Here is a 25,870-nt window from a genome sequence, read left to right on the forward strand (position 1 = left end):
ATTAAACCTAAACATCAAGAAATGGAAAAAAGATTAATTACCTCGTTGGTAGGCGCAGCTATGCTGATGGCAGCTTCGCCAGCTTTAGCCGAACGAAATCTGGCCTTATCGGTTCATTCCAGTACTGTAGCAGCCACTCAGCAGCAACGTACTGTTACTGGTACGGTGGTAGATGCGCAGGGCGAACCCCTGATTGGCGTTACCGTTAAGGAGCAGGGCACGCAGAATGCCGCTGTTACCGATATGGACGGACGTTTTAAACTGCAGCTCAGTAAGAGCGATGCGCAAGTGGTGTTTACCTATATCGGTTACGTAGATGTTACTGCTCGTGCAACCGATAACATGGTAGTAACCATGAAGGAAGACCGCAACGAATTGAACGAAATAGTAGTAGTGGGCTACGGTACCCAGAAGAAGGTGAACCTGACGGGTTCGGTGGTATCGGTAAACCTTGAGAAGGAAGCCAACTCACGTCCTGTTACCACTGTTGCCCAGGCATTGCAGGGCATGGCTGCCGGTCTTGATATTCTGCAGGGCTCAGGTAAGCCCGGCGCCGAGAACTTCTCGGTAAACATCCGTGGTGTGGGAACCATGAACGATGCCAGTCCGCTGGTATTGGTAGATGGTATGGAAATGAGTCTCTCGGATGTGAACCCCATGGATATCGAGAGCATCTCGATCCTGAAGGATGCTGCATCGTGTGCCATCTATGGTAACCGTGGTGCTAACGGTGTTATCCTGGTTACCACTAAGAGTGGTACTGAGGGTAAGGTGAATGTAACCTATACCGGCAGGTTGTCAATCAATAAACCATCGAAGCTGGTTCGCTTTATGTCGAACTATGCCGACTATATGGAGATGGTGAACGAGGCCAGCGAGAATATCGGTACTGCAGGAAAATATCCACAAAGCGTAATTGACCAGTGGCGCCAGGCTGAGGCTAATCCCAATGGCATTGCTGAGTCGGGCTATCCCAACTATGTGGCTTATCCAAATACCGACTGGTATGATGAGATTTACCAGACTAAGGTGATGCAGGAGCATGCCATCTCTCTGTCGGGTAAGGACACCCGCACACGTTATAACCTTGGATTAACCTATCTAGATAACCCTGGTATGATTGTTCGCTCGGGCGAGCAGAAGTACTCTATCAACCTGAAGCTGATTTCGGATGTAACTAACTGGTTGCAGCTGGGTGCTCAGGTATGGGGTACTCACAGCGATCGCGACCGTAACAATGTGGATGCCCTGTCGAGTTGGGAATTCCTGAAGACCGTGCCTGGTATCTATCCTTATTACGATGGTAAGTTCGGTGGTATCGAGACATCGGTTGAGGATGGTGCAGCTCACAACCCCATGCAGTTGCTGAATGGCGATGGCGACAGTTACTATAAGACAACCCACGCTTACAGCACAGCCTATGCTCAGGTGAAATTCCTGAAGGACTTTACCTTCAAGTCAACCTTTGGTTACGACTACTACAATGCCCGTCATAAGTACACCGATGGACAGAACGAGAGCTATAGCTTCAGTCGTAATGAGGTGGTAGCATCGCCTGCTGCACTCGAGGCCCTCTCAAGCTATATGTACTATCACCACTACTATAACTGGAAGATTACCAACACCCTGAACTGGGCCCACACCTTTGCCCAGAAGCACGATGTAGGTGCACTGGTAGGTTTCGAGGAAGGTAAGAACAGCGATGGTAATACCGATGTGAAGAAGATGGGTATGATCGATGCCACACTGACCGACTTGAATACCCTGACATCGGAGGAGTACACACGTGGTAACTTTACCGGTTATACCTATCGTTCTTGGTTCGGTCGTTTGAATTATGCCTTCGATTCGCGTTACCTGTTAGAGGCTAACTTCCGTTATGATGGTTCGTCGCGTTTCTCACCCGATAACCGTTGGGGTTTCTTCCCATCTGCATCTGCAGGCTGGCGTATCAGCGAGGAGGCTTTTGCCAAGAACTCTTTCCTCAGCGTATTCGATAACCTGAAGCTGCGCGCCTCTTATGGTAAGCTGGGTAACTCATCGGTTGATAACTATGCTTATCAGTCGTGGTACGAAACAGGTTACACCACCATGGGTGGCAAGAAGGTGCCTCGTTTCTACCTGAAGAACCTGCCTAACATGAACGTAACTTGGGAGACTACCAAGACCTTCAACCTGGGTCTCGACTTCAGTACCCTCGGTGGTCGTCTGTCGGGTGTTATCGACTACTACGACAAGCAGACCTCTGGTATCCTCTACCGTCCATCTATCGGACTTATCTTCGGTGATAAGGTTGCTCCCCTGCAGAATCTGGCCGGTGTAAGCAACCGCGGTTTGGAGATGACCTTCCGTTGGGAGGATAAGATTGGCGATGTAACCTATGGCGTGGCTGTTAATGGTTCGTTCAATAAGAACAAGGTAACCGATTATAAGGGTGGCATCATCCAGGGATGGGGTGCAGATCCTAACAATCCCGATCCTAACGTGTACTACTCTAACCTTGGTGAGGTTTCGTCGGGTGGTACCCAGCGTCTGGTTGAGGGACACATGATGAACGAGTTCTATGTATATCCTATCTATAGCGGAAACGGAACCTATTACGATGCCAACGGTGTGGTTAACCCCAATGGCGGTCCACGCGATGGTATGATCCGTACTCCTGAGGATCTGAAGTGGGTACAGGACATGATTGCTGCCGGCTACTCGTTCGAGCCACAGCACGCTGTAACCCAGAATGCTATCTGGTATGGTGAGTATATCTATGCCGATACCAATGGCGATAAGGTTTATGGTGGCAGTCACGACCAGCAGTTCATGGGCGAATCGAACGTGCCTAAGTTCACTTTCGGTATGCAGATGCACGCAGAGTGGAAAGGTATCGACCTCTCGATGAACTGGGGTGGAGCCACAGGCTTCTCAACCTACTGGCGTGAGATTGGTCAGAACTCATCTAACGTGGTGTTTGGTTTGAGCATCCCACAGTGGATTGCCGATGATCACTACTTCTATGATCCCAACAACCCCAACGATCCTCGTACCAATATCACTTCAAAGAATCCACGTATGTCGCTCGAGAATCCAAGTATGAGTGATGCCCTCGACAATACATTCCATCTCTATAGTTGTGATTACCTGAAGCTGCGTAACCTTACTATCGGTTACACATTGCCAAAGAACATCAGCAGAAAGATCTATGCCGAGAACCTGCGAGTTTACTTTTCGGGTGAGAACCTGTGGACTATCACCAGCTTCCCCGGACTTGATCCTGAGATGCGCTCTGGTGAGGGTTATGCTACCATGCGTCAGCTCTCATTCGGACTGAATGTAACATTTTAACCATCAACAATGAATAACCAATATGGAAAAGAAAATAATCAATAATATGTGTCGCAGTATTATTCTGGCTGCATCGAGTATCGCTTTCACGGCTTGTAATGCCGACTTCCTGGATACTCAACCTTCCGACCGTGTAGGTACCGACTTGGTATGGAGTACCTATAACATGGCTGATGCTGTGGTGAATGGTGCCTACGAACGTTTCTACTGGGAGCAGCAGGGCGAATGCCCCGACTGGCAGAACTTTGATGCTGCTACCGATGTTTGTGACCTGGATGCTAACTGGGGTGGTTACGATTGGGCCCGTGGCCGTTGTAATGCCGGTTACTGGGGATTCAACGACTGGTGGAAGCGCTTGTATGAGGAAATCTATCGTACCAGCAACGTGATTAACAACCTTGACAGGTGTGAGGCTATGTCGGCTAGCGAGCGTGCCCGCGATATTGCCGAGTGTAAGTTCCTGCGTGCCTGGGCTTACTATCGTGCTAACGTGCTGTGGCGTGGTGTGCCCATCTACACCGAACCCGTAGAGTATGGCGAGGACACCAAGCCCCGTAACACTGCCGATGAGGTTTGGCAGCAGATTATCAAGGATTGCTCTGAGGCTATCAACGAGCCCAGTCTGCCTAACAAGTACGCCACTTCTGATAAGAACTACGGTCGTGTAACCAAGGCTTGTGCTTACTATCTGCGTGGTCAGGTTTACATGTGGCTGAAGGACTGGGATAAGGCCGCTGCCGATTTCACAGCTATCACCACTATGGGCTTCCAGCTGTTCCCTGATTATAAGAATATGTTCAAGGCTGCCAATGAGCGTAACGATGAGTATATCTTCCAGTATCAGTACACCGACGAGGAGGGTATGGGCTCGCTGTTAGGTCGCACACATGGTAACCGTAATACTTATACCGCCGATGGTTTTGGTTGCTGGAACAACCTGATTCCTAATCCTTACTTTGTTGACTCGTACGAGTATGCCGATGGTAGGCCATTTAATATGGACGAGGTATTCCCTGGCTATTCAAAGATGGATCCTAAGGCCCGTTCGGTTTACTTCCTGCGTGATGGTCTTGATCCTAATGCTGCCAGCGATAAGCTGAAGGCTGGCTACCAGCAGATGGTAACCTATGGTGCCGACATGAGTCAGTACGATAAGGATGGCAACGAGGCCCGCATCCTGGCTATTTATCAGAACCGCGACCCACGTATGCTCATGAACTTCATCACTCCGTACTCTACTTATAAGGGTGGCTCGACTGCCGACTGTTGGGATTACACCCTGCGTTGGCCTTACATCGGATCGGACAATGCTGCTCCTTACGACCTGCGTACCGATACCAACGACCGTTTCTACTACCTGTGGCGTAAGTTTGTGCCCGAGGGGCGTGAAACAAAGAATGGCTTGAACAGCGATATCGATACACCTATCTTCCGCTATGCCGGTGCACTCATCTCTTTGGCTGAGGCTCTGAACGAGCAGGGAAAGACCGATGAGGCCGTGAAATACATCAACATGGTTCGTGCCCGTATTCCTGGACTGGCTCTGCTTAATAGCAATGAGTATACCAAGGTTACTGGTCAGGACAATATGCGTGAGCGTATCCGTAACGAGTATGGCTGGGAGCTTTGTGGCGAGGGTCAGCTTTACTGGAAGCAGTTGCGTTGGGATACATGGCTTGATCGTAAGTTGGGCACCAATCGCGCACTGGTTAGCGATCCTTCACAGCTCAATGGTGCTAATGGTATGACAGAAATCTGGGGTACCAAGCGCTACACCAATAACTATATCGGTGAGCACGTGAAGCTGTTTGCTGTGCCACAGGGCGAGCTGGAGCGTAATCCTAATCTCACACAAAATCCTGGTTGGTAATATGTTAGTAATGAATAAAAGAAGTTACATGTTTTCTATAGTTAGTATAATTGTTGGCTTTATGCCTATTCTGGGTTGCTCATCGTCGGACGACGGTGGGCACTCTCAGGATATCAAACCTATCCCTGTTGTTCAGAAGTATCGTAATCCTATTATTGCAACCTCGTTGCCCGATCCTTCTATAGTAAAGTCGCCCGATGGCGTGTTCTATCTCTTTGCTACCGAGGATATCCGCAACCTGCCCATCTATCGTTCTACCGATTTGCTGAAGTGGCAGTATGTGGGTACGGCTTTTACTGATGAGAGTCGCCCCAAGTGGAACCCTGGTGGTGGTATCTGGGCACCCGATATAAATTATGTTGATGGTAAATATATGCTCTATTACTCTAAGTCGACTTGGGGTGGTGAGTGGACTTGCGGTTTAGGTGTCGCTTCGGCCACCAAACCGCAGGGACCTTACACGGATCATGGAGCACTGTTTATCAGCGAGGATATCGGCATACAGAACTGTATCGATCCCTTCTATATCGAGGATGGTGGTAAGAAGTATCTGTTCTGGGGCTCGTTCCATGGTATCTATGGTGTAGAATTGAGTGCCGACGGTCTCACGCTTAAACCAGGTGCCAAGCCCGTTCAGATAGCTGGCAACCAGATGGAGGCTACCTATATCCACCATCGCGATGGCTACTACTATCTGTTTGGCTCAAACGGCTCGTGCTGCGAGGGTAACAACAGTACTTATCAGGTTATCTACGGACGCTCTGAGAATCTGTTCGGACCATATGTTACCAAGGATGGTAAGCGTATGCTCGATGGTGCTTTCGATGTGCTTCTGCATGGCAGTAACAACGTGGCAGGCCCTGGCCATAATGCCGAGTTTGTTACTGATGATGCGGGTCAGGACTGGATGATCTATCATGGTTACATGAAGACTGATCCCGATGCTGGCCGACAAGTATTAATGGATCGTGTTGAATGGGGTAATGGCTGGCCTTTGATATCAGGCAGCCAATCGTCGGTAGAAAGTAGCTTACCGACGTTTGATAGTAAGTAATTGGTTGGATGGGAGACTTTAATCGGTCTCCCATTTTTCATGTATATTTGTGCAAAAATTATAAAAAACCTCAAAATAATACCATACACCCGATAAAAATGCTTATCTTTGCCCGAAATATAACGCAAACAATTATACGATAAAGCATCATGATGAACAACGACAAGCTGATGTTGAATGCCAACCCTATTGTAGAGGCACTTCAGAAACCCTCGGCAGAGTTTACTAAAGCCGACATTATTGATTACATTGTGAACAACGACATCCGTATGGTTAACTTTATGTATCCAGGCGGCGATGGCAGGTTGAAAACACTTAACTTTGTAATTAATGATCTGGCATATCTTGATACCATACTAACTTGTGGCGAGCGTGTGGATGGCAGTAGCTTGTTCTCGTTTATTCAGGCTGGCAGCAGCGATCTGTATGTGTTGCCACGCTACCGTACGGCCTTTGTCGATCCGTTTGCTGAGATTCCAACCGTATCATTGCTCTGCTCGTTCTTCGATAAGGATGGTAATCCGTTGGAGTCATCGCCCGAGCACACACTCCACAAAGCTGCTGAGGCTTTCCATCAGGTAACAGGTATGGAGTTTCAGGCCATGGGCGAGTTAGAGTATTATGTGATTAGCAACGACGAGGGTATGTTCCCTGCTCAGGACCAGCGCGGCTATCACGAGTCGGCACCTTATGCCAAAGCTAATGAGTTCCGCACCCGTTGTATGAAGTATATTGCCCAGGCTGGTGGTCAGATTAAGTATGGACACTCTGAGGTAGGTAACTTCAGCTTGGATGGTAAGAACTACGAGCAGAACGAGATTGAGTTCCTGCCTGTGGCTGTTGAGCAGGCTGCCGACCAACTGATGATTGCCAAGTGGGTCATCCGCAATCTGGCTTATGAGTTGGGCTATGATGTAACCTTTGCTCCTAAGATTACCACAGGTAAGGCTGGCTCTGGTTTGCATATCCACATGCGTATGCTGAAGGATGGCAAGAACCAGATGCTGGAGAATGGTGTACTGAGCGAGGCTGCCCGTAAGATGATTGCTGGTATGATGGTGCTGGCACCTTCGATTACCGCTTTTGGAAATAAGAATCCTACCAGTTATTTCCGTCTGGTTCCCCATCAGGAGGCGCCCACCAATGTTTGTTGGGGCGACAGAAACCGCAGCGTATTGGTACGTGTGCCATTAGGCTGGGCTGCAGATGTGGATATGTGTCATGCTGCGAATCCGTTGGAGCCACAAACTCACTATGATACCAGCATTAAGCAGACCGTTGAGATGCGTTCACCCGATGGCTCTGCCGATCTCTATCAGTTGTTGGCTGGTTTGTGTGTAGCCTGCCGTTATGGCTTTGAGCTGGATGGCGCGCTTAAACTGGCCGAGAAAACATACGTGAATGTAAATATCCACGATGCTGAGAATGCCGACCGACTTGCTAATCTGGCTCAGCTGCCCGACTCATGTGTAGCTTCTGCCGATTGTCTGAACCGTCAGCGTAGGGCCTACGAGGAGTATGGTGTGTTCTCGCCAGCCATGATAGATGGTATCATCGAACAGCTTCGTGCCTTCGACGATAAGAACCTCCGTCATACGATAGAGAATTATCCAGAGGAAATCCAGAAGTTAGTTACCAAGTACTTCCATTGTGGCTGATGCTATGCCACGGGTATCTCGAAGATAAACCGGCTACCCTCATGGTAGGTGGTGTCGAGTATCAGGTTTCCACCCAATGTTTCTGCATGACGTTTAGTAAGGGGCAGGCCCAGGCCTAAGCCCTCGCTAAAGTCGTCTACCTTGGTAAAGAACTTAAAAATGTGCTCACGGTCGGCCTCGGCAATACCCTTACCCGTATCCTGTACTACGAAACGTACAAACTCCTTGTTACGTGTTACGTGCAGCGAGATGTGCTGCTGGTCGGAATAGCGTACGGCATTGCTGAGTAACTCTTCCAGACTGTATTCCAGGTAACGGTAGTTGGTATGGATGCTGAAGTCGTCGGCCAACTCGGTCTTGAACTCAACAGGTACTTCGGGATTGTACTTGGTTGTGAATTTCAGTGCAACCCGGCACACATCGTTGCATGCCACCATCTCGCGTTTATCGCAATTGGCAGTCTCGGCCTTGCCGTTATCAGAGCTGTCGAACAGCATCATCACCATACGTATAAGCAGTCGGCTGTTGTGCGTCATGGTGCTGGCAATACTCTTAATCTCATCCTGTCCTAACTCTTCGCTCAGCGATGTGTCGTCGGTAGGGCAATTCAGTATCTGTGCAAAGCCCATAATGATATTAAGCGGTGTGCGTATCTGGTGCGTAACGTTCTGGATGAAAACAGTTTTCTGGCGTTGGGCCTCTACTGCCAGTTGGGTGGTATGCTCCAACTCACGGTTGTAACGCTTGGTCTGATCGGTAGCGGTACGCACGCTGTTGATATAATAGTTGAGCGACTCCAACATGGTGGCAAAGCTGTTCTGTAATCCGCCTATCACATCTGTTCGCTTGGTATGGGCTATATCCACATCTAAATGGCCGTTGCTAACAGCTTTGGTTTTTTCAAGCAGTTGCTGTAGCGGACTGAGTGAAACGGTTACCGCCTTGTGACAGTTGATAAAGATAAGCAGCAAACCAACAATCAGTAGTGCCACTACAATATAGGTAAGATGGTAGAATCCTCTCAAGATATCGCTATGCGGACAAACAATAGCCAGGCTCCATGGAGTGCCTTCAACGGGCATATAGCATACCAGCGATTTTTTGCCATTGATTTTTACCGACATGCTACCTTTATTACCCTTTGTCATCTCGTAACCTAAGGCTATCAGGTCGGCCTGATGTTGTGGGTCGGCCACGCTGAAGATCGTTTGGTTGAATAGACGGGTAGAATCGGGATGCCCCACATAGCGCCCTTTCTCGTCAATCATCACATAGTATGAGTGCGGATAGGGTCGTACCTCGGCCATAATATTGGAGATGTGCTGCAATGAGAGCCAGATTGAAATAACGCCAACAAACTTACCTTTCTTGTTGAACAAGGGGTGCGTATAGGCGGCTATCGTAGCATCTTCGTCGGTTTCCTGTTTTCTGTTCTTGTCGTTAAAAACCACCCAGGTTGGTTTGCGCTGTGTACGAGGAATACTGTACCAACGTTCCTGGAAGTAGCTGTGGTCGGGCTCAATAAAGGTATTGATGCTGTCTTTGGTATTGAACGAAACCGACATGAATCCGTCGGGATACTGTGGCAATACACCTGGCTCGGTACTGATGGCACAACCATCGGTATAGGGATTGGTGGTTGCTATGCGGTTGGTTATGGCCTGTATCGAGTCGGGGTATAGTGATTGCTCAACTATCCAGGCATTAGTATGACTTGCCGTCTTGGTCGTTATCAGATAACGGTTAATACGGTGCATGGCACAAGCCAGTACATTGCTGGCTTTATCAACAGCTTCGGCACGTATCAGTTTGTGCGACTGCCAGAACAGTACACCTACCGATGCCAGGAAAACTGGTACAGCTAACAGCAGAACCCACATGATGACCTTAGCCGAGAATGAACGACGAATACTTATCATAGCTTACCTCCTTTCTCCTCCAGGTCTTCTTCTTTTTCCGAGAGGTTGATAAGGTTATTCAGTATCTGCGTGATGGTGTCGCCGTTTTGCTGGATGTCCTCCACTAACTGGCTCACCGTCTGGGTGCTTGTTTCTTTATCAAAATGACTTAATGCCGACACATCCTCGTCGATGGCAAACGATGGGGCCAACATCTGGTCGGTCATGTTATGCAGGAAAGCCGTCTTCATTCGGTCGGCCTTCTGGGCTTGCTCGTACGCAATATGCAACTCTTTACTACGTTCCTGTATGGTTTGGGTTAGTTCGTGCAGCTCGTTGATGTTGGCTGCTACCGAGCGTTGCATCTGCTGGAAGTGGCCTTGTAGCATACCTATCTCGTCCTTGTTCCGATGGCGTGAGGGTAGGGGCTCGTTATATTGTCCGTGGGCAATGCGATCCGTCAGCTCAGTAAGCATCCTGAGTGGCTTTAAGCGGTGACGGATAATCAGACGGGTGTGCAGATACATCAGTACCATGCCCACGATGGCAATGATGATTACAAAGTTGAATAGTGCATTGTACTCGCCAAAGATGTCGTTTTCTGAGAATGCTACGCCGATACTCCAGCCAGGATTTGTTATCAAGGTGCGATAGGGCACTTTGGCCATCCTGAAAGGTTGGTAGAACAGATAGAACTTACGTCCGTCGATATCGAATGGCAGGTAACCTTTATTACCCGACATCATCGTTTTTACAGCCTCCTGAACTGAGATGCCTGGCAGGTTGAAAGCCTTGATTTTTGAGAGATAGCCTGCTGTGGGATCAACAATAAACGATCCGTCGTTATCTACCAGCGCGCAATAGGAGTTGGGCGAAGGCCTGGCGGCTGAGATAACGCTTGAAAGCAGTTGTAGTGGCACATGTACGCTGATAACACCTATCGGACTATGATTAGCGTCGAGTATAGGCGCACAGAACGAGGTGAGTGGTTCTATATCCGATTTCATACCAAGTAGCGGGTTCATCCACATGGCTTTGTTCTTACCTATTGGACGATTAAACCAAATCTGTTCGGTATAGGGCTTGGTGCCGAAACTGTTGCTGTGAACAATGTTGGATGTGGAGTGATCCTGGTGTGTACTATCGGTACTGTGTGCATATACCATAAACAGGTCGTGCCCCTTAAAGTATCCGGGCTTAAAGGCGATGACACAGCCCGAGATGTATGGGTTGGTTTCTACAATCTTATGGGCATAGGTGTACATCCGTTCCGGATCATCAAACTTCATGTTGAAGTATATATTGCCAGCCGTTTCCTCTACGCTCAGCAGGATATTATCGATGTTGTTGGTGGCGCGATCGAGTGTATAGGTGGCTCGATTCAGCGCATCATCTTTCATCGAATTGCGCGAATAATGAAGCATGACAAGCAGCGTTACTGTTAACAGCAGTGCCATGGCAAGCACTATCATCAGACTGATGCGTAATGGCAAATCACTTTTAATCTTTGCAGTTAGTTTCGACATACATGCGGTATTGTTAATAGATTGGTATTGCACTCTGTGCAAAGGTATGAAAAATATTATTTCAAACCAAGTTTCCTGTTTATTTTTTTGTTTATTTAGTAAAAAGCCCTGCCGCAATATCGTAATTGCAGCAGGGCCTGTATCTCATCGCAGTACTACGCCAGTTTGTTTCTTACCATCCATCATGATTCTCAGCGGATGGTCGAAGCGCACGTGACGTACGAACTGGGTCTCTTCAACAGCGGGCATCTGGTCGAGCAGTTCCTTCTGGAACACCCCGTCGCCCGTATAGGTGTTGATGGTGAAGTAACCCACACCGAACGAGGTGAGGTTCTGGAAGAAGTGCGTGCCCTGCGAGGGGTCAACACGGTAGTTCTTCAATCCTACCTCAACAATCACCCTTGCTGCTGATATGTGAGGCCATTTTACGGGAATGCCCAGCCAGTAATCGCTCGAACCCCAGCGGCCCGGACCAATCAGCACGTAGTTCTTGTCGGCCTGTAGGAACTTGCGGTTTATCTCCTCAATCTCGCAGGCGATGGTAGGATTGTTTACGGCGGTAAAGTCGTCGTCGGTCTTTACATAAACCACATCCACCACGTCCTCGGAAATACCATGACCCAATGAGTTGTACGAGCGCAGCAAGCAGTCGCTGTCAGGTATCTGTTGCAGGTCTTCATCCAGCACCTGCTTGGCATCTACGATAGGACGAATCTGTAGCAGGTAGAACTCGCCTGTGCGGTCGTCGTTCAGGTTGCAGGCAAACTCAATCTCTACAGGGCGCTTCATCTCGTCGGCACCCAGCTTCTGTGCCATCTGTAGCAGCTCTGGTAATGGGAATACATCGTGCTGCAGCACGCCGCAGAACGAGATTACCTTTCGTCCGCCCTCGTAGATACCATCGCGGATGATGTTATCCGTCGGGTCGTAGGTCGAGGCCAGATAGGTGAGGGCTCCGTCTTCGGCAGCCTGCTTTACACGTACCTTCTTGATATTAAAGCCGTCGTCAACCTTAAAGTCATCGCCTACATGAGCCATGTCCAAGGCGTAGAATCGGGTTTGGGTCTCGCTCAGGGCTGTCTCCATCTCCGAAGTCTGCAGTACCTGCTTGGGGTGATAGGGTGATACGCGTAGGGTTTGACCGCCATCTACGATATATTTTCCTAATCCTACAGCCAGCGATGCAATACCCTCTTCGGCAGTCTCGTCGCCGATAGGGTAGTAGTTCAACGAACGCAGCACACCACTGAAGTTGGGGTAGTACAGGTCGCCATACTGCTTACCCACTACCTCCTGCAGAATCACAGCCATCTTCTCCTGGTCGATCACGTTCTGCGTGGCCAGCATATAGGCCTTCGAGTCCTTATAGTAAACCGAGGCATACACACCCTTGATGGCACAGGCCAGCATGCGTAGCATCTCGTATTTATCATCCAGATAAGGAATCATATAGGTAGAGTAGATACCTGCAAAGGGCTGGTAGTGCGAATCCTCGAGCAACGAACTTGAACGGATGGCGATAGGACTCTTCACTGCATCAAAGAAGGTAAAGAAGTCGGCTATCAGCGAGTCGGGCAACTGGGCACGCATAAAGTGCTGCAGTATCTCCTCGTCGCTGGCATCGCTCAAGGCTATTGTCCACAGGTTGTTCTTCTCCATGAACTCGTCGAAGAAGTCGGTACACAATACTACTGTTTTAGGTATCGATACCTTGGCCTGTTCAAACTGGTTCAGCTCTGGGTGGCGCTTGATGATGTTATCAAGGAATGCCAGACCACGACCTTTACCTCCTAACGAACCTTCACCGATACGGGCAAAGTGGGCATAGCGGTCGAACTTCAGTCGGTCGAACACGGCTACCACACCAATATTCTTCATCCGGCGGTACTGCACAATGGCATCGAAGATAATCTGTCGGTGGGCATCCACATCCTGCAGCTTATGCCAGGTAACATGTTTCAAGAAGGCCGAAACGGGGAAGATGGCACGTGCTGTAAGCCAGCGACTCATGTGGTTACGACTTACGTGGTAGAGCATCGAGTCGTAAGGAATCTTGAAGATGTTGTCCTGCAGTTCCTTCAGCGACGATACACGGAACACCTCTTCCTTGGTTTTTGGATCGCGGAATATAAAGTCGCCAAAACCCATGTGTTCCTCCATCAGGTGGTGCAGGTCCACATTCATCTTGGTCGAGTTCTTATCAATAAAGTGGAATCCCTCGGCTTCGGCTTTGGCTTTGTTGCCAATCTCCGAAGAGTCGAGAATCAGGGGCACGTACTCATCGCGTTTGCGAATCTCCCTCAGCAGTTTCAGTCCTGCCTCTGGGTCGCCTTCCTCTACGTGGCTCAACCGACCCTCGTGTACTTGCATGGGGAATCGGGTATCACTAATCACGCCTAAGGTGTTCTCGTGATACTTCTCGTACAGCTGCATGGCTTCCTCGTAGGTGGTAGCCAGTACCACTTTGGGGCGTCCGCGTTTACGCTGGGCTGCAGCATGCGGGTTCAGCGCCTCGGTCGAGAAACGTTTACTCTGAGCCAGAATATAGTTATAGAGGTTTGGTAGCACGCTCGAGTAGAAGCGGATGTTATCCTCAACCAGCATAATCATCTGTACGCCGGCCTCCTTGATGTCGTGCTCGATGTTCATCTTGTCCTCAATCAGCTTGATGATGCTCATAATGAGGTTGGTGTTACCCAACCAGCAGAACACGTAGTCGAACACCGACATATCCTCGTCCTGAATACGTTTGGTGATACCATGCGAGAAGGGTGTAAGCACCACGCAAGGAATGTTGGGATGCTCGGCCTTGATTTCGCGTGCCACGGTAAAGGCGTCGTTATCCGCATTACCAGGCATACAGATTACCAGGTCGATATCCGTGTTGTGTAGCACTTCGTGTGCTTCTTCGGTGGTCGATACCTGTCGGAACGTGGGTGGGTATCGCATACCCAGCTCCATATACTCGTCGAAGATCTTCTCATCTACACGACCGTCGTCTTCGAGCATGAACGCATCGTAGGGATTGGCCACAATCAGCACATTAAAGATGCGTCGTGTCATCAGGTTCACGAACGACACATCCTTCAAGTAGAATTTATTCCACTCAGATGGTATCTTGCTTACTTCTTCCATATTCGGCGACAAAGATATAAAATTTTCCCCAAAGTTCCCACGTTGGGAAAAAATATTTCCCTAACTGGGGAATAAATTTTCCCTAACTGGGAATATCCTCGAGCTAATAAGTGGCAATCTTACGTACGTCGTCTTCGAAAGTCTCTTTGTTGAGGGCTTTGGCTTTGAGTTTAGAACGGTAGGTGTAGATGGTGGTGATGCTGGAACGGAGAATATCGGCAATCTCTTGATTGTCGGTAATGTCAAGGCGGATAAGAGCCAGAATGCGTAACTCGGTTGTCAAACGCTTGGCTGTAGCCCCGTCGTTGTCGGTAATGAACTGATTCTCAGGTGTAAGTAACTTGTTGACCTCGCTGATAAAGTGGGGGTAGATGTTAAGGAAGGCGGTGTCGAAATGACTATGGAAAGTGCGGATACCTGTGTTTACTGGTTCCTTCGTTTTGAGTTCGGCATATAGTTCCTCCAGTTTTCGTTCTCTAGCTAATCGGTTTAACTGTTTCATGCGTTGCTCGGTGTTTGAAAGCAACATACTGCTGAGTTCCAGAAAACGTCCAATGTATTCCTCTTTAATGCGATTGGCTTCTTTCATCTGCGTGTTAACAGTCTCAATCTCTTCGGTATGCTTAGCCAGAATCTTGTTCATCTCGATAATCTGCAAACCAGCTGCGTGTTTTTTGCGATACAGACGTAGGGTATAGACGATGATACCTGCAAGTACCAGCGAGATAAAGGATATGATGGCCAGCAGTAGGTTGGTGCGCTGCTGGGTCTGAGTGCGCTCGGCATCGTACAGTTGCAGAATCTGCGGCGCCATGCGTCCTACTTGCATCATGCGGATGCGACTACCATAGAAACGGGCCTCGCTGATGGCTTGTAACAGATAACGGTAGGCATCGTCGTTATTACCGCGGTTCATTAGTATCTCTGAAAGTATGCGTAGCGAGTTGTTCTCACGGATGGCGCATCGCTCATCGCTGATGGCGCTGAGCAGAAGATAACGTTCCTGCTGTTGGTGCATCTCCTTGGTTTGGTAGAAGAAAGCCAGCGTGCTGGTAACAATACTGTAAGCACGCGTACCTTCTTCAAGCTTCAGCAGGTAGTCTTCAAGCATCTGTATGGCTTTGTTGGTGTCGCCAGCCTCGCAAATGTAGGTAGCCTGATTAAAGATATAATCGTAACTGTCTTTGGGCGCAATCTGTATCACCAGCTGTCGATAGTATTGTGCTCGTTGTATATAGTCGTAGAAGTATTCGGTGTTCTGAGCCATTTCCGAACGGTACAGGTTCAGCTCACTTTGTTGGTTGTAAAAGGCTATCTTCTGTTGGTCGTTAATCGAGTCAACTGCTACTTCATCCAGCAGTCGGCGGGCACGATCAAAGAGTCCTGTAACAGCCAGAATATGTGCCATACGTACGGCGCTGGCTGCAAAACGATTGTGGTTGCCCGATTTGCGCAAGGCTTTCACATTCTTATCTATATAATAGAAAGCAGAGTCGAACTTATAGGCAACATATTCGTCGTAGAGTCGTTGGTTCAGGTCGTATTGCTGCTCAGCAGTTAAAGTAATACCTTTAACTCCCTCCTTGATGGCTGCCACGCGGCGTTCCTTATCGGCTGTTAACTGGTCGTAGTGTTCTATCAAGCTGTCGAGCGTTTGATAGAGCTGTCGGTTACTTGCTTGTTGAGCCCGACTCTCTGTGGTCAGAACCATCAGAATCAAAATGATGCATTGTCGTATCATAAGTTAGAGTTGTTTGTGTTATGTTGTTGGGCACAAAGATACGATATCTTTCTGAAATAACCAAATAATATAAGCCTATTTATGCCAAATTGCGATTGATTTTCTTTAGATTTTTGTGATGAGTCTAAATTATAACCAGTTTATTTCCAGATGTTTGCGTTTTTGAGAGTTTAGATATTTGTTTGTGGCGCTTGGAGGCGTAGAATGATATCTCTATCTTTGCCGAAAAATTTCAAAATTATGCGATTACTGAGGTTTGTTAGATTTGTTATATTGGTTAGTTTGGTAATGAATGGTGTTACTAAAAGTAATGCCGGAAACGTAAAGGTAACTTCGCCCGACGGTGCCGTGACGGTTACCGTCGGCGTGAAGAATCAACAACCATTTTATATGGTAAACTATGAGGGAAAAGCTGTTGTGGCCCCCTCGCATTTAGGATACCTATTAAATAATGCTGAGTTGGGTGCTAAGACAAAGATGGGCAAGGTAGCTCGCTCGCAGAAGGACGAGATTTGGAATCAGCCTTGGGGCGAAAATGATATCACTCATAATCATTACAATGAACTGATGGTAAATTTCCGCGAACAGTCTGGACAGCCTATGCAAGTGGTGTTCCGTGTGTATAATGATGGCTTCGGTTTCCGTTATATCCTGCCAGATTATAATAAAGGAAAGGAATTCCAGATTATGGACGAGTTGACCGAGATGACTTTGGCACACGATGCCAAAGCCTGGTCGATACCCACTAACCATACCGAGTATTTCGAAGGAATCTACAAGGCCGGAATGCTGAGCCAGAAGGATACTGTATGCACACCACTTACAATAGAGTATGAGAAGGATTTGTATCTGGCCATCCACGAGGCTGCACTCGAGGATTATGCCAGCATCAATCTCACCCCCCGGAGTGCGGATGGTGGCGCTGTTAGATTACTTACCGCCCTTACACCTTGGCGTAGTGGGGTAAAGGTGTATGCCAAGGGGCAGCTTAAGAGTCCCTGGCGTACGATGATTATCAGCAAAACAGCAGGTGGATTGCTCACCTCGAACCTGATGCTGAATCTGAATGAACCATCACAAATTAAAGATACATCGTGGATTGAGCCAGGCCGTTATATCGGCATCTGGTGGAGCATCCACAAAAAACAGAACACTTGGGAGATGGGGCCTACCCATGGTGCTACTACCGAGAACGTGAAACGCTATATGGACTTTGCTGCCCGTCATGGCTTCAGCGGTGTGTTGGCCGAGGGCTGGAATCCTGGTTGGGGACAGGGCGAGAAGATTAGCTATCTGGAGTCGTACCCCGATTTTGATATGCACGAAGTAACCCGGTATGGCTTGCAAAAAGGTGTACGATTTATCGGTCATACCGAAACCTGGGGTAATGCCTCTCTCCTGGAGAGTCAGATGGAACAGGCTTTCAACTGGTTCGAACGATTGGGCATTCGTGCCGTAAAGACGGGATACGTTGGACATTACTTTGATGGTAAGGAGTTAGCTAAGTCGCAGTATGGTATCCGTCATTATCGTAAGGTGATAGAGTGTGCTGCCAAGCATCATATCATGATAGATAATCACGAGCCAGCTATGCCTACTGGCATACAGCGCACTTGGCCAAACCTGATGACCCAGGAAGGTGTGCGTGGTCAGGAATATAATGCCTGGGGTCGTCGTGGTGGTAATCCACCATCTCACACCGTTACGCTGCCGTTTACCCGTGGTTTAGCTGGTCCTACCGATTTTACGCCTGCCATCTTTAATTTCTCGGAGATTGTGCCAGGCACCCATCCGCACTCTACATTGGCCAAGCAGCTGGGTGAGTTTGTCGTCATCTACAGTCCGTTACAGATGGCAGCCGATGCCATCGAGAATTACGAAGGTCAGCCTGCACTCAGCTTTATTGAGAGTTGTCCTACCACATGGAGTCGTACTTTAGTGCCCAACGGTGAGATTGGTAAGTATATCACCATCGCCCGTAAGGAGCGTGGCGGCGACAGCTGGTTTATCGGCAGTATTACTAACGAGGAGGCTCGTAGTCTGGAAGTGTCACTCGATTTCCTTGACGAAGGTGCCACTTATCGTGCTATTATCTACGAGGATGGACCTGAAGCCGACTTTGAGCGTAATCCATACGAGATGACGATACGCCAGATTGCTGTTACTAAAGTCGACACCCTGCACCTGCGTCTGGCTCGTAGTGGTGGCGCTGCCGTCAGGATTGAGAAAGCTAAGCAATAAAAGGCAAGATATTTTCAACTAAAACTTTTTTTATAACTCTAATTTTAACAAAAACCAATGAAGATGAAAAGATCAAAGAATCTTTGTTATCGCCTGCTGATAATGTTGGCGGTGATGTTTTTCGCTTTGGATGTTTCGGCACAGACCACGATTAATGGTCGTGTGAAGGACGAATCGGGCATAGCCGTTATTGGCGCCTCGATCATTGTCAAAGGAACATCGAATGGTACAGTGACTGACTTCGACGGAAACTTCAAGCTGTCATGTAAGCCTGGAGCTACGTTGGTGTTCTCTTACATCGGCTACAATCCACAGGAACTGAAAGCCAAGGACGGCATGGAGGTTGTGCTGAAAGAGGATGTGGCACAGCTGAACGAAGTGGTTGTGGTTGGTTATGGCTCGATGGCTAAGAAAGAAATATCGAGCTCAGTGGTTCAGATTAACAAGGACCAGTTTAACCAAGGTGCAGCCAGCGACCCTATGGCGCTGATTGCTGGTAAGGTGGCTGGTCTGAATGTGGCTGCTACTGCCGATGCCAATCCTAATGCCATGACCGATATCCAGGTGCGTGGTGCTGGTTCGTTGACAGCCAGCAACGGCCCGCTGGTTGTTATCGATGGTATAGCCGGTGGCGATCTGCGTAACATTGCTACCCAGGATGTTGAGTCGATTACCGTACTGAAGGATGCCGGCTCGGCTGCCATCTATGGTACCCGTGGTGCTAATGGTGTTATCCTGGTTACAACTAAGAAAGGCTCGGGCTCGGCTGGTGTTACTAACGTAACCTACGACAGCTATATCGCACTCAATATTCAGAAGCCCCGTGTAGATATTCTCTCTACCGACGAGTTCCGTCGTTCACGTCGCGGTCAGGACTACGGTGCCGATACCGATTGGTGGGGCGAGATTACCCGTCCGGTAAGCTATAGTCTCAACCAGTATATCTCTGTTGATTCATCAACTAAGAATGGTTATTTCGGACTCTCTGTTAATTATAAGAAAGGTAATGGTTTGGATATCGTATCGGGTCGTGAGGAATACGGTGGTCGCTTTGTAGGCGAGCAGCGTGTGCTCAACAACCGTTTGCAGTTCAACTCTTCACTCTCTGCCCGTAAGGTACACGAGAAGTGGGGTAACGACGGCTTGTTTGATACTGCCCTCACCATGAACCCAACCATCCCTGTGAAAAATGCTGATGGCACTTATTATCAGCCCAATTCACCTACAGATATCCACAACCCAGTGAACGATCTGAAAGAGAACGTGAGTCAGGGCGATCGCATCTATTTGTTGGGTAATGCAGATGTAAAACTCAATATCCTGCAGTTAGAGCAGCACAACCTGAATACCTCATTGAGCCATGCCTTGCAGTACAACGACCTGAAGGATAACTTCTATACACCATCAACCTCGAGCGAATCGTTCTGGAATGGTTATGATGGTCGTGCTCGCATCAACTATCAGAAGTGGTGGACCAACCGCTTGGAGTACCTCATCAACTACACCATGACGCTGAAGCAGCACCAGCTTAAGGCTGTGCTTGGCTATTCATGGGAGCGTAGCATGTGGGAGCAGAGTGGTAACGAGAATATGGGCTTTGTTTACGATGCCCTTTCGTATCATGGCATTGGCAACGGTAGCTATCTGCGCGATGGCAAAGCCAACATTTGGGCAGGCTCATCAGAATCTACATTGATAGGTTTCTTCGGTCGATTGAATTACAATTTCAATGATATCATCTACGCTTCGGCCTCTATGCGTCGTGAGGGTAGCACTAAGTTTGGTGCTAACAAAAAGTGGGGTAACTTCCCATCTGCTTCGTTGGCATGGGAAATCATTAATACGCCATTTGCTCAGAGCTTGCAGCATACTTTCCAGAGCCTGAAACCTCGCGTAAGCTATGGTGTAACAGGTCGTTCCGACTTTAATGCTTATCAGAGTATAGCCACCTATAGCACCCGTGGTGCTTATCTTATCGATAACCAGTGGATTAATGGTTATGCACCATCATTGAATGCTAACCCTGATTTGGCTTGGGAAAAGTCGACTGCTTTCAACGTAGGTCTGGATTTTGTTGCATTCAAGAGTCGTTTGCGTGGTAGCGTTGAGTATTTCGACCGTCGTTCGCAGGATCTGCTTTACAACTACACAGCTCCCCAGCCACCATTCATCTACAACACCATTCTGGTGAATGTGGGAACCACCAAGAATACTGGTATCGAGGTCTCGTTGGATTATGACGTGATTGCCAAGAAAGGCTTGAAGTGGACCACCGGTATCAACTGGAGTATGGGCGATACCAAGCTTACAAAACTCTCTAGCGATGCTTACCAGATGGCTTATCTGGATCTGTATCAGAAACCAGGTCCTGGCACCAGCGAGTACTTCTTCCGTGTTGAGGAGGGTGGAAAGATAGGTCAGTTCTATGGCTATGAGCATGCTGGTATCGACGAGAATGGACTGTTGCTCATCTACGATAACAATGGCAATAAGGTGCCCGCTGCACAGGCCGATCCTTCTTACAAGCGTACTATCGGAAATGGCGCACCTAAGCACTTCCTGTCATGGAGCAACTCTATCAGCTACAAGAACTGGGATCTGAGCATGCTCTTCCGTAGTGCCCTGGGCTACGAGATCTTCAACATGCGTAAGTATGGCATGGGCCTCAAGGGATCAGGTACTGATAACGTACTGCGTAGTGCTTATACTGATTATAGTAATGTGGAGTCGAGTGGTGGTATTATCTCAAGTTATTTTCTTGAGAAAGGCGACTATGTAAAACTCGACAACGTGACTTTGGGTTATACCTATACTCCAAAGAACCGTCAATTGGTTGAGAGTCTGCGTGTTTATCTCACAGCCAAGAATGTGTTTACACTCACAGGTTATGAAGGCAACGATCCTTCAATTGTTACCTCAACAGGTATCACTCCTGGTATCGACTCTAATAGCGCCTATCCACAGGCCACTCAGGTAAGTCTGGGTGTGACTCTGCGCTTTCACTAATTATGATTTAAGAATATAGAATTAAGAGATATGAAAACAATCAAATATAGCATCATTGCGATGGCACTGGGTTTAGGGCTTACGGCATGTACTGATCTCGATGAGAAAGTGTACGATCGTATCGACGCCGGTGTATATTATCAGAATGAAGCCAGTGTGAAAGGTGCTGTGGCTGCCATCTACGGCCAGACATCACAGACCTTGGCTGGTGAGAATTTCTTCCACCTTTCAGAATATCCCTCCGACCAGATTACATGGCGTGTGTGGAATGGTGGACTTTGGGGATGGGACGAGGCTATGAAGACCGTGCTCTCTTGGCACAACTGGACTTCAGAATCTACCATCATTAATAATGCCTGGAACGGCGCTTGGACAGCTATCGGACTCTCGAACCTGTTGCTGAGCGATCTCGAGGGGCTGAGTGCTGCCAGTCTTGGTATGACCGATGCTCAGTTGGCACAGTATGTAGCCGAGGTTCGCACCATACGTGCATGGAACTATTACTGTATCTTCGAACTTTGGGGTGGCGCGCTGCCATTGAATACCTCGGCTAGTAGTGAGGTGCCTGGTTCGGCCGATCCTGACTGGGATACATCGTGCAAGAAGATATACGATTTTATTGCTACTGAACTCGACGAGACGGTTGGCGCATTGGCAAAGGAGGACGACAACCACTCGATGGTGAACCGTGCCAACCAGGCCATGAACCGTTTGCTCAAGGCTCGTTTGTTGCTCAATGCCGAGGTGTTTATCGGCGAGAACCACTACGATGAGTGTGAACAGCTTTCGAAAGATATCATTGGTGGTACTTATGGTAATTATGCGATTGATAGCAACTACCGTAACCTGTACTCGATAGATAATGTAAAGAGTCCCGAGGTAATCTTCGCCCTTGCTGCCGAGGATGGTCAGGGTGCTGCTAACGCCATCTCTAACGTACGTACCATGGTCGGTATGTGGTATGGTTATGCCGATTACTTCGGACAGAGCTACGATGGTATCGGTGCCTGGAACTGCGTATGCTTGGTTCCTTCGTTCGATAACTCGGGTACCGTTCAGCCAACAGGTGGTTCAATCGGTGCCAAGAGTTTCTTGGATTATGGCGATAAATTGGGCGCGCCCTATGAGCGCTTCGACGACCGCGATATCCGTAAGCAGAACTATACCTACGATGTAGCCACCAAGACCCATGGCCCGGGTATGTTCCTGAAAGGCTTGGTACGTGCCAATTTTGGTACCGGCGACGTGCTGAAGGCCGATGCCGACCGCGATGGTCAGGATCTGATATTTGTCGATCAGTTGGGCACCTTCCTGAATCAGGGTCGCGACCTTGAAACGGTGATGAGTCCTCGTTGGGGCGAAACCAACTCGGGCGTTCGTCTGGTTAAGTATCCTCTCTATCCAAACGATGAGAATGGCGGTTTCAAGAGCATCGATGATGTACAGTTCCGTCTGGCCGAGGCTTATTATAATGTAGCTGAGTGCGAGATGCGTAAGGGTAATAGTGCCGAGGCAAAGAAGTATGTTGATGCTGTGCGCCAGCGTTACTTCAAGGCATCCGATCGTACTGCCGCTCTGAATGTGCCAGGTCCTGGTTTCGATAATTTTGATATGGACTGGATGCTCTCTGAGTGGGGTAAGGAATACCTGGGTGAGGGTAACCGCCGTCGTACCGACCTGCGTCGTTTTGATAAGTTCACTCAGGGACAGTGGTGGTTCTGGGGACGTGCTACCGAGGATGGTATCAGCCTGCCCGCTAAGCGCGACCGCAAGTACGAGTGGTATCCATTGCCACAAACAGCCATCTCTGTAAATCCCGGCTTGGTTCAGAATCCCAACTATTAAACATAAAACATTAAAGAATATGAGCAAGAAAATATATAGTGCGTTTCTGGTCATGATGGCTTTTGTGAGCTTGATGAGCAGCTGCACAAAAAACGAGGATATCGTGTTTGATCACGAGCGCCAGCAGTTCGATACACGTACCGATCGCATCCTGTTGGAGTTTATTGCTCCCTTTGGCACTACTGCCGACGAGGAGATTTATATCACAGGTGCCTTTAATGGCGACGATGAGGCAATAGGTGATCCACAGTATTTGTTGACCAAAGCGCCAAACAGTAATGTAAAGTGGGGCATCTATCTCGATCCCAACAGCTTTGTAGCAGGTAAGTCGCTGGCCGATGGCTTCAGCTTCTACTCAAAGAATCAGGGAAAGGAGTTTACTACTGCTGGCGAGGCCGCTATGCATACCGACAATCCTGGTATTGGCACCTTTACAAATGTATGGGGACAGCGTTGGGAAAGCTACTACTGGAGTGGCGGCGAGGCACCTGAACCAGAGCACGACGGATTCTGTGTGTATGTCAACGACCAGACTGGTTGGGATGTGCTCACCCTTTATATGTGGGGCGACATCAACAATATGAATGGCGACTGGCCAGGTATGCAGGTTACTGGTACTTGGAATCACGATGGTATCACCTGGAAATACTTTGATATGGGTGCTGCTAACACCGGATTGGTTGAGAACCTGATATTTAATAATGGTGGAAACGGAACACAGTTGGCCGACTTCAACTTTACCATCGATCGTAACATCTATCTGCGTATCACGCCTGATGGTATAGAAGAGATTGGTGCCGAAGCAAAAGTTGAACACGATGGCTTTGCCCTGTTTGTGCTGAACGAGTCGAGTCAGACCGATCTGTCCTTGTATGCCTGGGGCGATGCCGAAGCCTTTGGCGGTTGGCCTGGAATACCCGTTACAGGCACCCAGACCATCGGTGGGGTAGAGTATACCTATTTTGATATGGGTGCAGCCAATACCGGTTTGAATCTTAATCTCATCCCCAATAATAACAATGGTGGTGTGCAGTGGGAAGGTGGCGATCTGAACTTTACGATTGATCACGACATCTATATCCGCATTTTCGATGGTGGTTATGAAGTACTGCAGTAATCTTATCCTCGCCACAGCGCTGATGCTCTCAGCCTGTGGCGGGGCTACCAAAAGTCTTGTTGTTGATAATACCCAGCCTTTAAGCGATGCCAACCGTGTCATCTATCAGATGAACGTGGGCGCCTTTACTGCCGAGGGTACATTCCAGGCTGCAGCACAGCAGTTAGGCAGGCTCGATACATTGGGCATTGATATTATCTGGTTGATGCCCATCTATCCGCGTGGCGCTACTGTGAATAGTCCCTATGCCGCAATGGATTACAAGGCTGTGAACCCCAAATACGGAACGGTTGATGATGTTAAGGCTTTTGTGGCTCGTGCTCATCAGCTGGGCATGAAGGTATGGCTCGACTGGGTTCCTAACCATGTGGCTCAGGAGAATCCTTGGGTACAGTCGCACCCTGATTACTTTACCCGCGACGACAAGGGCCAGATGATTCATCCACATGGCTGGGGCGATGTGTTAGAGTTGAACTATCAGAATCCCGCATTGGTAAACGAGGTAAACTCGGCTTTGAAGTTCTGGATCAACGAATGCGATGTTGATGGCTATCGTTGCGACTATGTGTCGAGTCCCACCATTCCCGTATCTTACTGGCAGGATATCATTGCCCAGCTCAAAACATTTAAACCTGGTAAGAAAATCGAGATGATGAGCGAGACCGACATTACCGACCGTCATAACCAGCGTATCGATTCGTGCGGTTTCGATTACGATTATGCTTGGAGTTTTCAGGGGGCAATGGCGCGTTTGTGCCGTCGTGGCTTTAATACTGATACGCTGAAGCAGATTTGTCAGCGATTCCTCGATAAGTCGGCTAAAGTAAAGAATCGTCGTATGGTTTATCTCACCAATCACGATCAGAACTACAACGATGGTGGTAACACGTTGCGCAAGTTCTATGGCGAACATCGTTATGGCCTTTCCGTTCTTGAGTTTACCCTGCAGGGCATGCCGCTCATCTATAATGGTCAGGAGATTGGCGATCCCGATACACTGAATTATTTTACCGATGCCAAAGTAAAGTGGCAGCGTGTAGATCATAAGATGCTGAACACCATCCGTACCCTCATCGCCTTGCATCACCAGCAACCCTCATTGGCCGAGACTGCTCCAGTGGAGTTTCTCGATACCAACGATAGTAACGTGTTAGCTTGGAAACGTAACAACGTGGTAGTGATGGTAAACTTTGGTGGCTATGATGTTGAGGTTGTAATCCCAGCGCTTGCAGCAGGCTACTATCAGCAGTGGCTTAACAGTCGGACAATCTTAAACGGTCCCAGTATTTCTGATTGCACTCTCTCTGGATCGTCGCCTCTCAAGTTAGAGGCCAACGGTTATGCAGTATACGTTAAACAGTAATCACCTGCTTCATCATAAAACTAAAGGTATTACTGAATTTGAGTACTCATAGGGGCAGGCTGCTCTGTGAAGAACGGTCG

At 48.5% G+C, this 25,870-nt stretch carries 13 protein-coding genes; 9 read left to right on the top strand and 4 right to left on the bottom strand.

Annotated elements, in window-relative coordinates; translation table 11 throughout:
- Nucleotides 1-21: 21 nt before the first annotated feature.
- From T500_RS0103405 to T500_RS0103420, 4 genes are all read left to right on the top strand, one after another.
- Nucleotides 22-3,336 (top strand): SusC/RagA family TonB-linked outer membrane protein, encoded by a 3,315-nt coding sequence (locus T500_RS0103405; protein ID WP_036908348.1) that lies wholly within the window; start codon nucleotides 22-24, stop codon nucleotides 3,334-3,336.
- A gap of 22 nt (nucleotides 3,337-3,358) precedes the next feature.
- Entirely contained in the window at nucleotides 3,359-5,206 is a 1,848-nt protein-coding gene (locus T500_RS0103410) for a RagB/SusD family nutrient uptake outer membrane protein (protein WP_036908350.1), read from the top strand.
- A 10-nt stretch (nucleotides 5,207-5,216) separates the two neighbouring features.
- Nucleotides 5,217-6,260 carry a family 43 glycosylhydrolase gene (locus T500_RS0103415; RefSeq protein ID WP_316930770.1) on the top strand — a complete coding sequence of 348 codons (1,044 nt, stop codon included), beginning with the start codon at nucleotides 5,217-5,219 and terminating at the stop codon, nucleotides 6,258-6,260.
- Nucleotides 6,261-6,412: 152 nt separating this feature from the next.
- Nucleotides 6,413-7,918, top strand: coding sequence for a glutamine synthetase family protein (locus T500_RS0103420; protein WP_028906938.1), 1,506 nt, complete (start codon nucleotides 6,413-6,415; stop codon nucleotides 7,916-7,918).
- Nucleotides 7,919-7,920: 2 nt separating this feature from the next.
- On the opposite strand, the gene T500_RS0103425 is transcribed toward T500_RS0103420, so the two are convergent.
- From T500_RS0103425 to T500_RS15060, 4 genes are all read right to left on the bottom strand, one after another.
- Nucleotides 7,921-9,837: an ATP-binding protein gene (locus T500_RS0103425; protein ID WP_230580830.1), complete on the bottom strand. Its 1,917-nt coding sequence runs from the start codon at nucleotides 9,835-9,837 to the stop codon at nucleotides 7,921-7,923.
- A complete protein-coding gene (locus T500_RS0103430) occupies nucleotides 9,834-11,342 on the bottom strand; it encodes a cache domain-containing protein (protein WP_080694777.1) in 1,509 nt (502 codons plus the stop codon). Before T500_RS0103430 ends, T500_RS0103425 begins: the two co-directional genes overlap by 4 nt.
- A gap of 144 nt (nucleotides 11,343-11,486) precedes the next feature.
- A complete protein-coding gene (locus T500_RS0103435; RefSeq protein ID WP_028906941.1) occupies nucleotides 11,487-14,477 on the bottom strand; it encodes a PEP/pyruvate-binding domain-containing protein in 2,991 nt (996 codons plus the stop codon).
- A 103-nt stretch (nucleotides 14,478-14,580) separates the two neighbouring features.
- A complete protein-coding gene (locus tag T500_RS15060) occupies nucleotides 14,581-16,218 on the bottom strand; it encodes a DUF6377 domain-containing protein (protein WP_051611853.1) in 1,638 nt (545 codons plus the stop codon).
- Nucleotides 16,219-16,458: 240 nt separating this feature from the next.
- On the opposite strand from T500_RS15060, the gene T500_RS0103445 reads away from it, so the two are divergent.
- Genes T500_RS0103445 through T500_RS15070 form a run of 5 tightly spaced genes read left to right on the top strand, consistent with a single transcriptional unit; the run spans nucleotide 16,459 to nucleotide 25,790 of the window.
- Nucleotides 16,459-18,459: a glycoside hydrolase family 97 protein gene (locus T500_RS0103445; RefSeq protein WP_028906942.1), complete on the top strand. Its 2,001-nt coding sequence runs from the start codon at nucleotides 16,459-16,461 to the stop codon at nucleotides 18,457-18,459.
- A 57-nt stretch (nucleotides 18,460-18,516) separates the two neighbouring features.
- Nucleotides 18,517-21,465, top strand: a complete 2,949-nt coding sequence (locus tag T500_RS0103450; RefSeq protein WP_028906943.1) for a SusC/RagA family TonB-linked outer membrane protein — start codon at nucleotides 18,517-18,519, stop codon at nucleotides 21,463-21,465.
- 30 nt (nucleotides 21,466-21,495) lie between these two features.
- Entirely contained in the window at nucleotides 21,496-23,310 is a 1,815-nt protein-coding gene (locus T500_RS0103455) for a RagB/SusD family nutrient uptake outer membrane protein (RefSeq protein ID WP_028906944.1), read from the top strand.
- Nucleotides 23,311-23,329: 19 nt separating this feature from the next.
- Nucleotides 23,330-24,427 carry a starch-binding protein gene (locus T500_RS15065; RefSeq protein WP_155267416.1) on the top strand — a complete coding sequence of 366 codons (1,098 nt, stop codon included), beginning with the start codon at nucleotides 23,330-23,332 and terminating at the stop codon, nucleotides 24,425-24,427.
- The gene (locus T500_RS15070) at nucleotides 24,411-25,790 is read left to right on the top strand and encodes an alpha-amylase family glycosyl hydrolase (protein ID WP_196243461.1); all 1,380 of its coding nucleotides are present in this window, start codon (nucleotides 24,411-24,413) and stop codon (nucleotides 25,788-25,790) included. Before T500_RS15065 ends, T500_RS15070 begins: the two co-directional genes overlap by 17 nt.
- Nucleotides 25,791-25,870: the final 80 nt, after the last annotated feature.

The organism is Xylanibacter ruminicola Ga6B6 (assembly GCF_000687715.1).
Taxonomy (GTDB): Bacteria; Bacteroidota; Bacteroidia; order Bacteroidales; family Bacteroidaceae; genus Prevotella; species Prevotella ruminicola_B.

What these genes read in the sequence shown, in the direction of transcription:
- T500_RS0103450 (WP_028906943.1), top strand. Translation starts at nt 18,517, where the DNA reads ATGAAGATGAAAAGATCAAAGAATCTTTGTTATCGCCTGCTGATAATG.
- T500_RS15065 (WP_155267416.1), top strand. Translation starts at nt 23,330, where the DNA reads ATGAGCAAGAAAATATATAGTGCGTTTCTGGTCATGATGGCTTTTGTG.
- T500_RS0103420 (WP_028906938.1), top strand. Translation starts at nt 6,413, where the DNA reads ATGAACAACGACAAGCTGATGTTGAATGCCAACCCTATTGTAGAGGCA.
- T500_RS15060 (WP_051611853.1), bottom strand. Translation starts at nt 16,218, where the DNA reads ATGATACGACAATGCATCATTTTGATTCTGATGGTTCTGACCACAGAG.
- T500_RS0103425 (WP_230580830.1), bottom strand. Translation starts at nt 9,837, where the DNA reads ATGATAAGTATTCGTCGTTCATTCTCGGCTAAGGTCATCATGTGGGTT.
- T500_RS0103435 (WP_028906941.1), bottom strand. Translation starts at nt 14,477, where the DNA reads ATGGAAGAAGTAAGCAAGATACCATCTGAGTGGAATAAATTCTACTTG.
- T500_RS0103415 (WP_316930770.1), top strand. Translation starts at nt 5,217, where the DNA reads ATGAATAAAAGAAGTTACATGTTTTCTATAGTTAGTATAATTGTTGGC.
- T500_RS0103445 (WP_028906942.1), top strand. Translation starts at nt 16,459, where the DNA reads ATGCGATTACTGAGGTTTGTTAGATTTGTTATATTGGTTAGTTTGGTA.
- T500_RS0103430 (WP_080694777.1), bottom strand. Translation starts at nt 11,342, where the DNA reads ATGTCGAAACTAACTGCAAAGATTAAAAGTGATTTGCCATTACGCATC.
- T500_RS0103455 (WP_028906944.1), top strand. Translation starts at nt 21,496, where the DNA reads ATGAAAACAATCAAATATAGCATCATTGCGATGGCACTGGGTTTAGGG.
- T500_RS0103405 (WP_036908348.1), top strand. Translation starts at nt 22, where the DNA reads ATGGAAAAAAGATTAATTACCTCGTTGGTAGGCGCAGCTATGCTGATG.
- T500_RS15070 (WP_196243461.1), top strand. Translation starts at nt 24,411, where the DNA reads ATGAAGTACTGCAGTAATCTTATCCTCGCCACAGCGCTGATGCTCTCA.
- T500_RS0103410 (WP_036908350.1), top strand. Translation starts at nt 3,359, where the DNA reads ATGGAAAAGAAAATAATCAATAATATGTGTCGCAGTATTATTCTGGCT.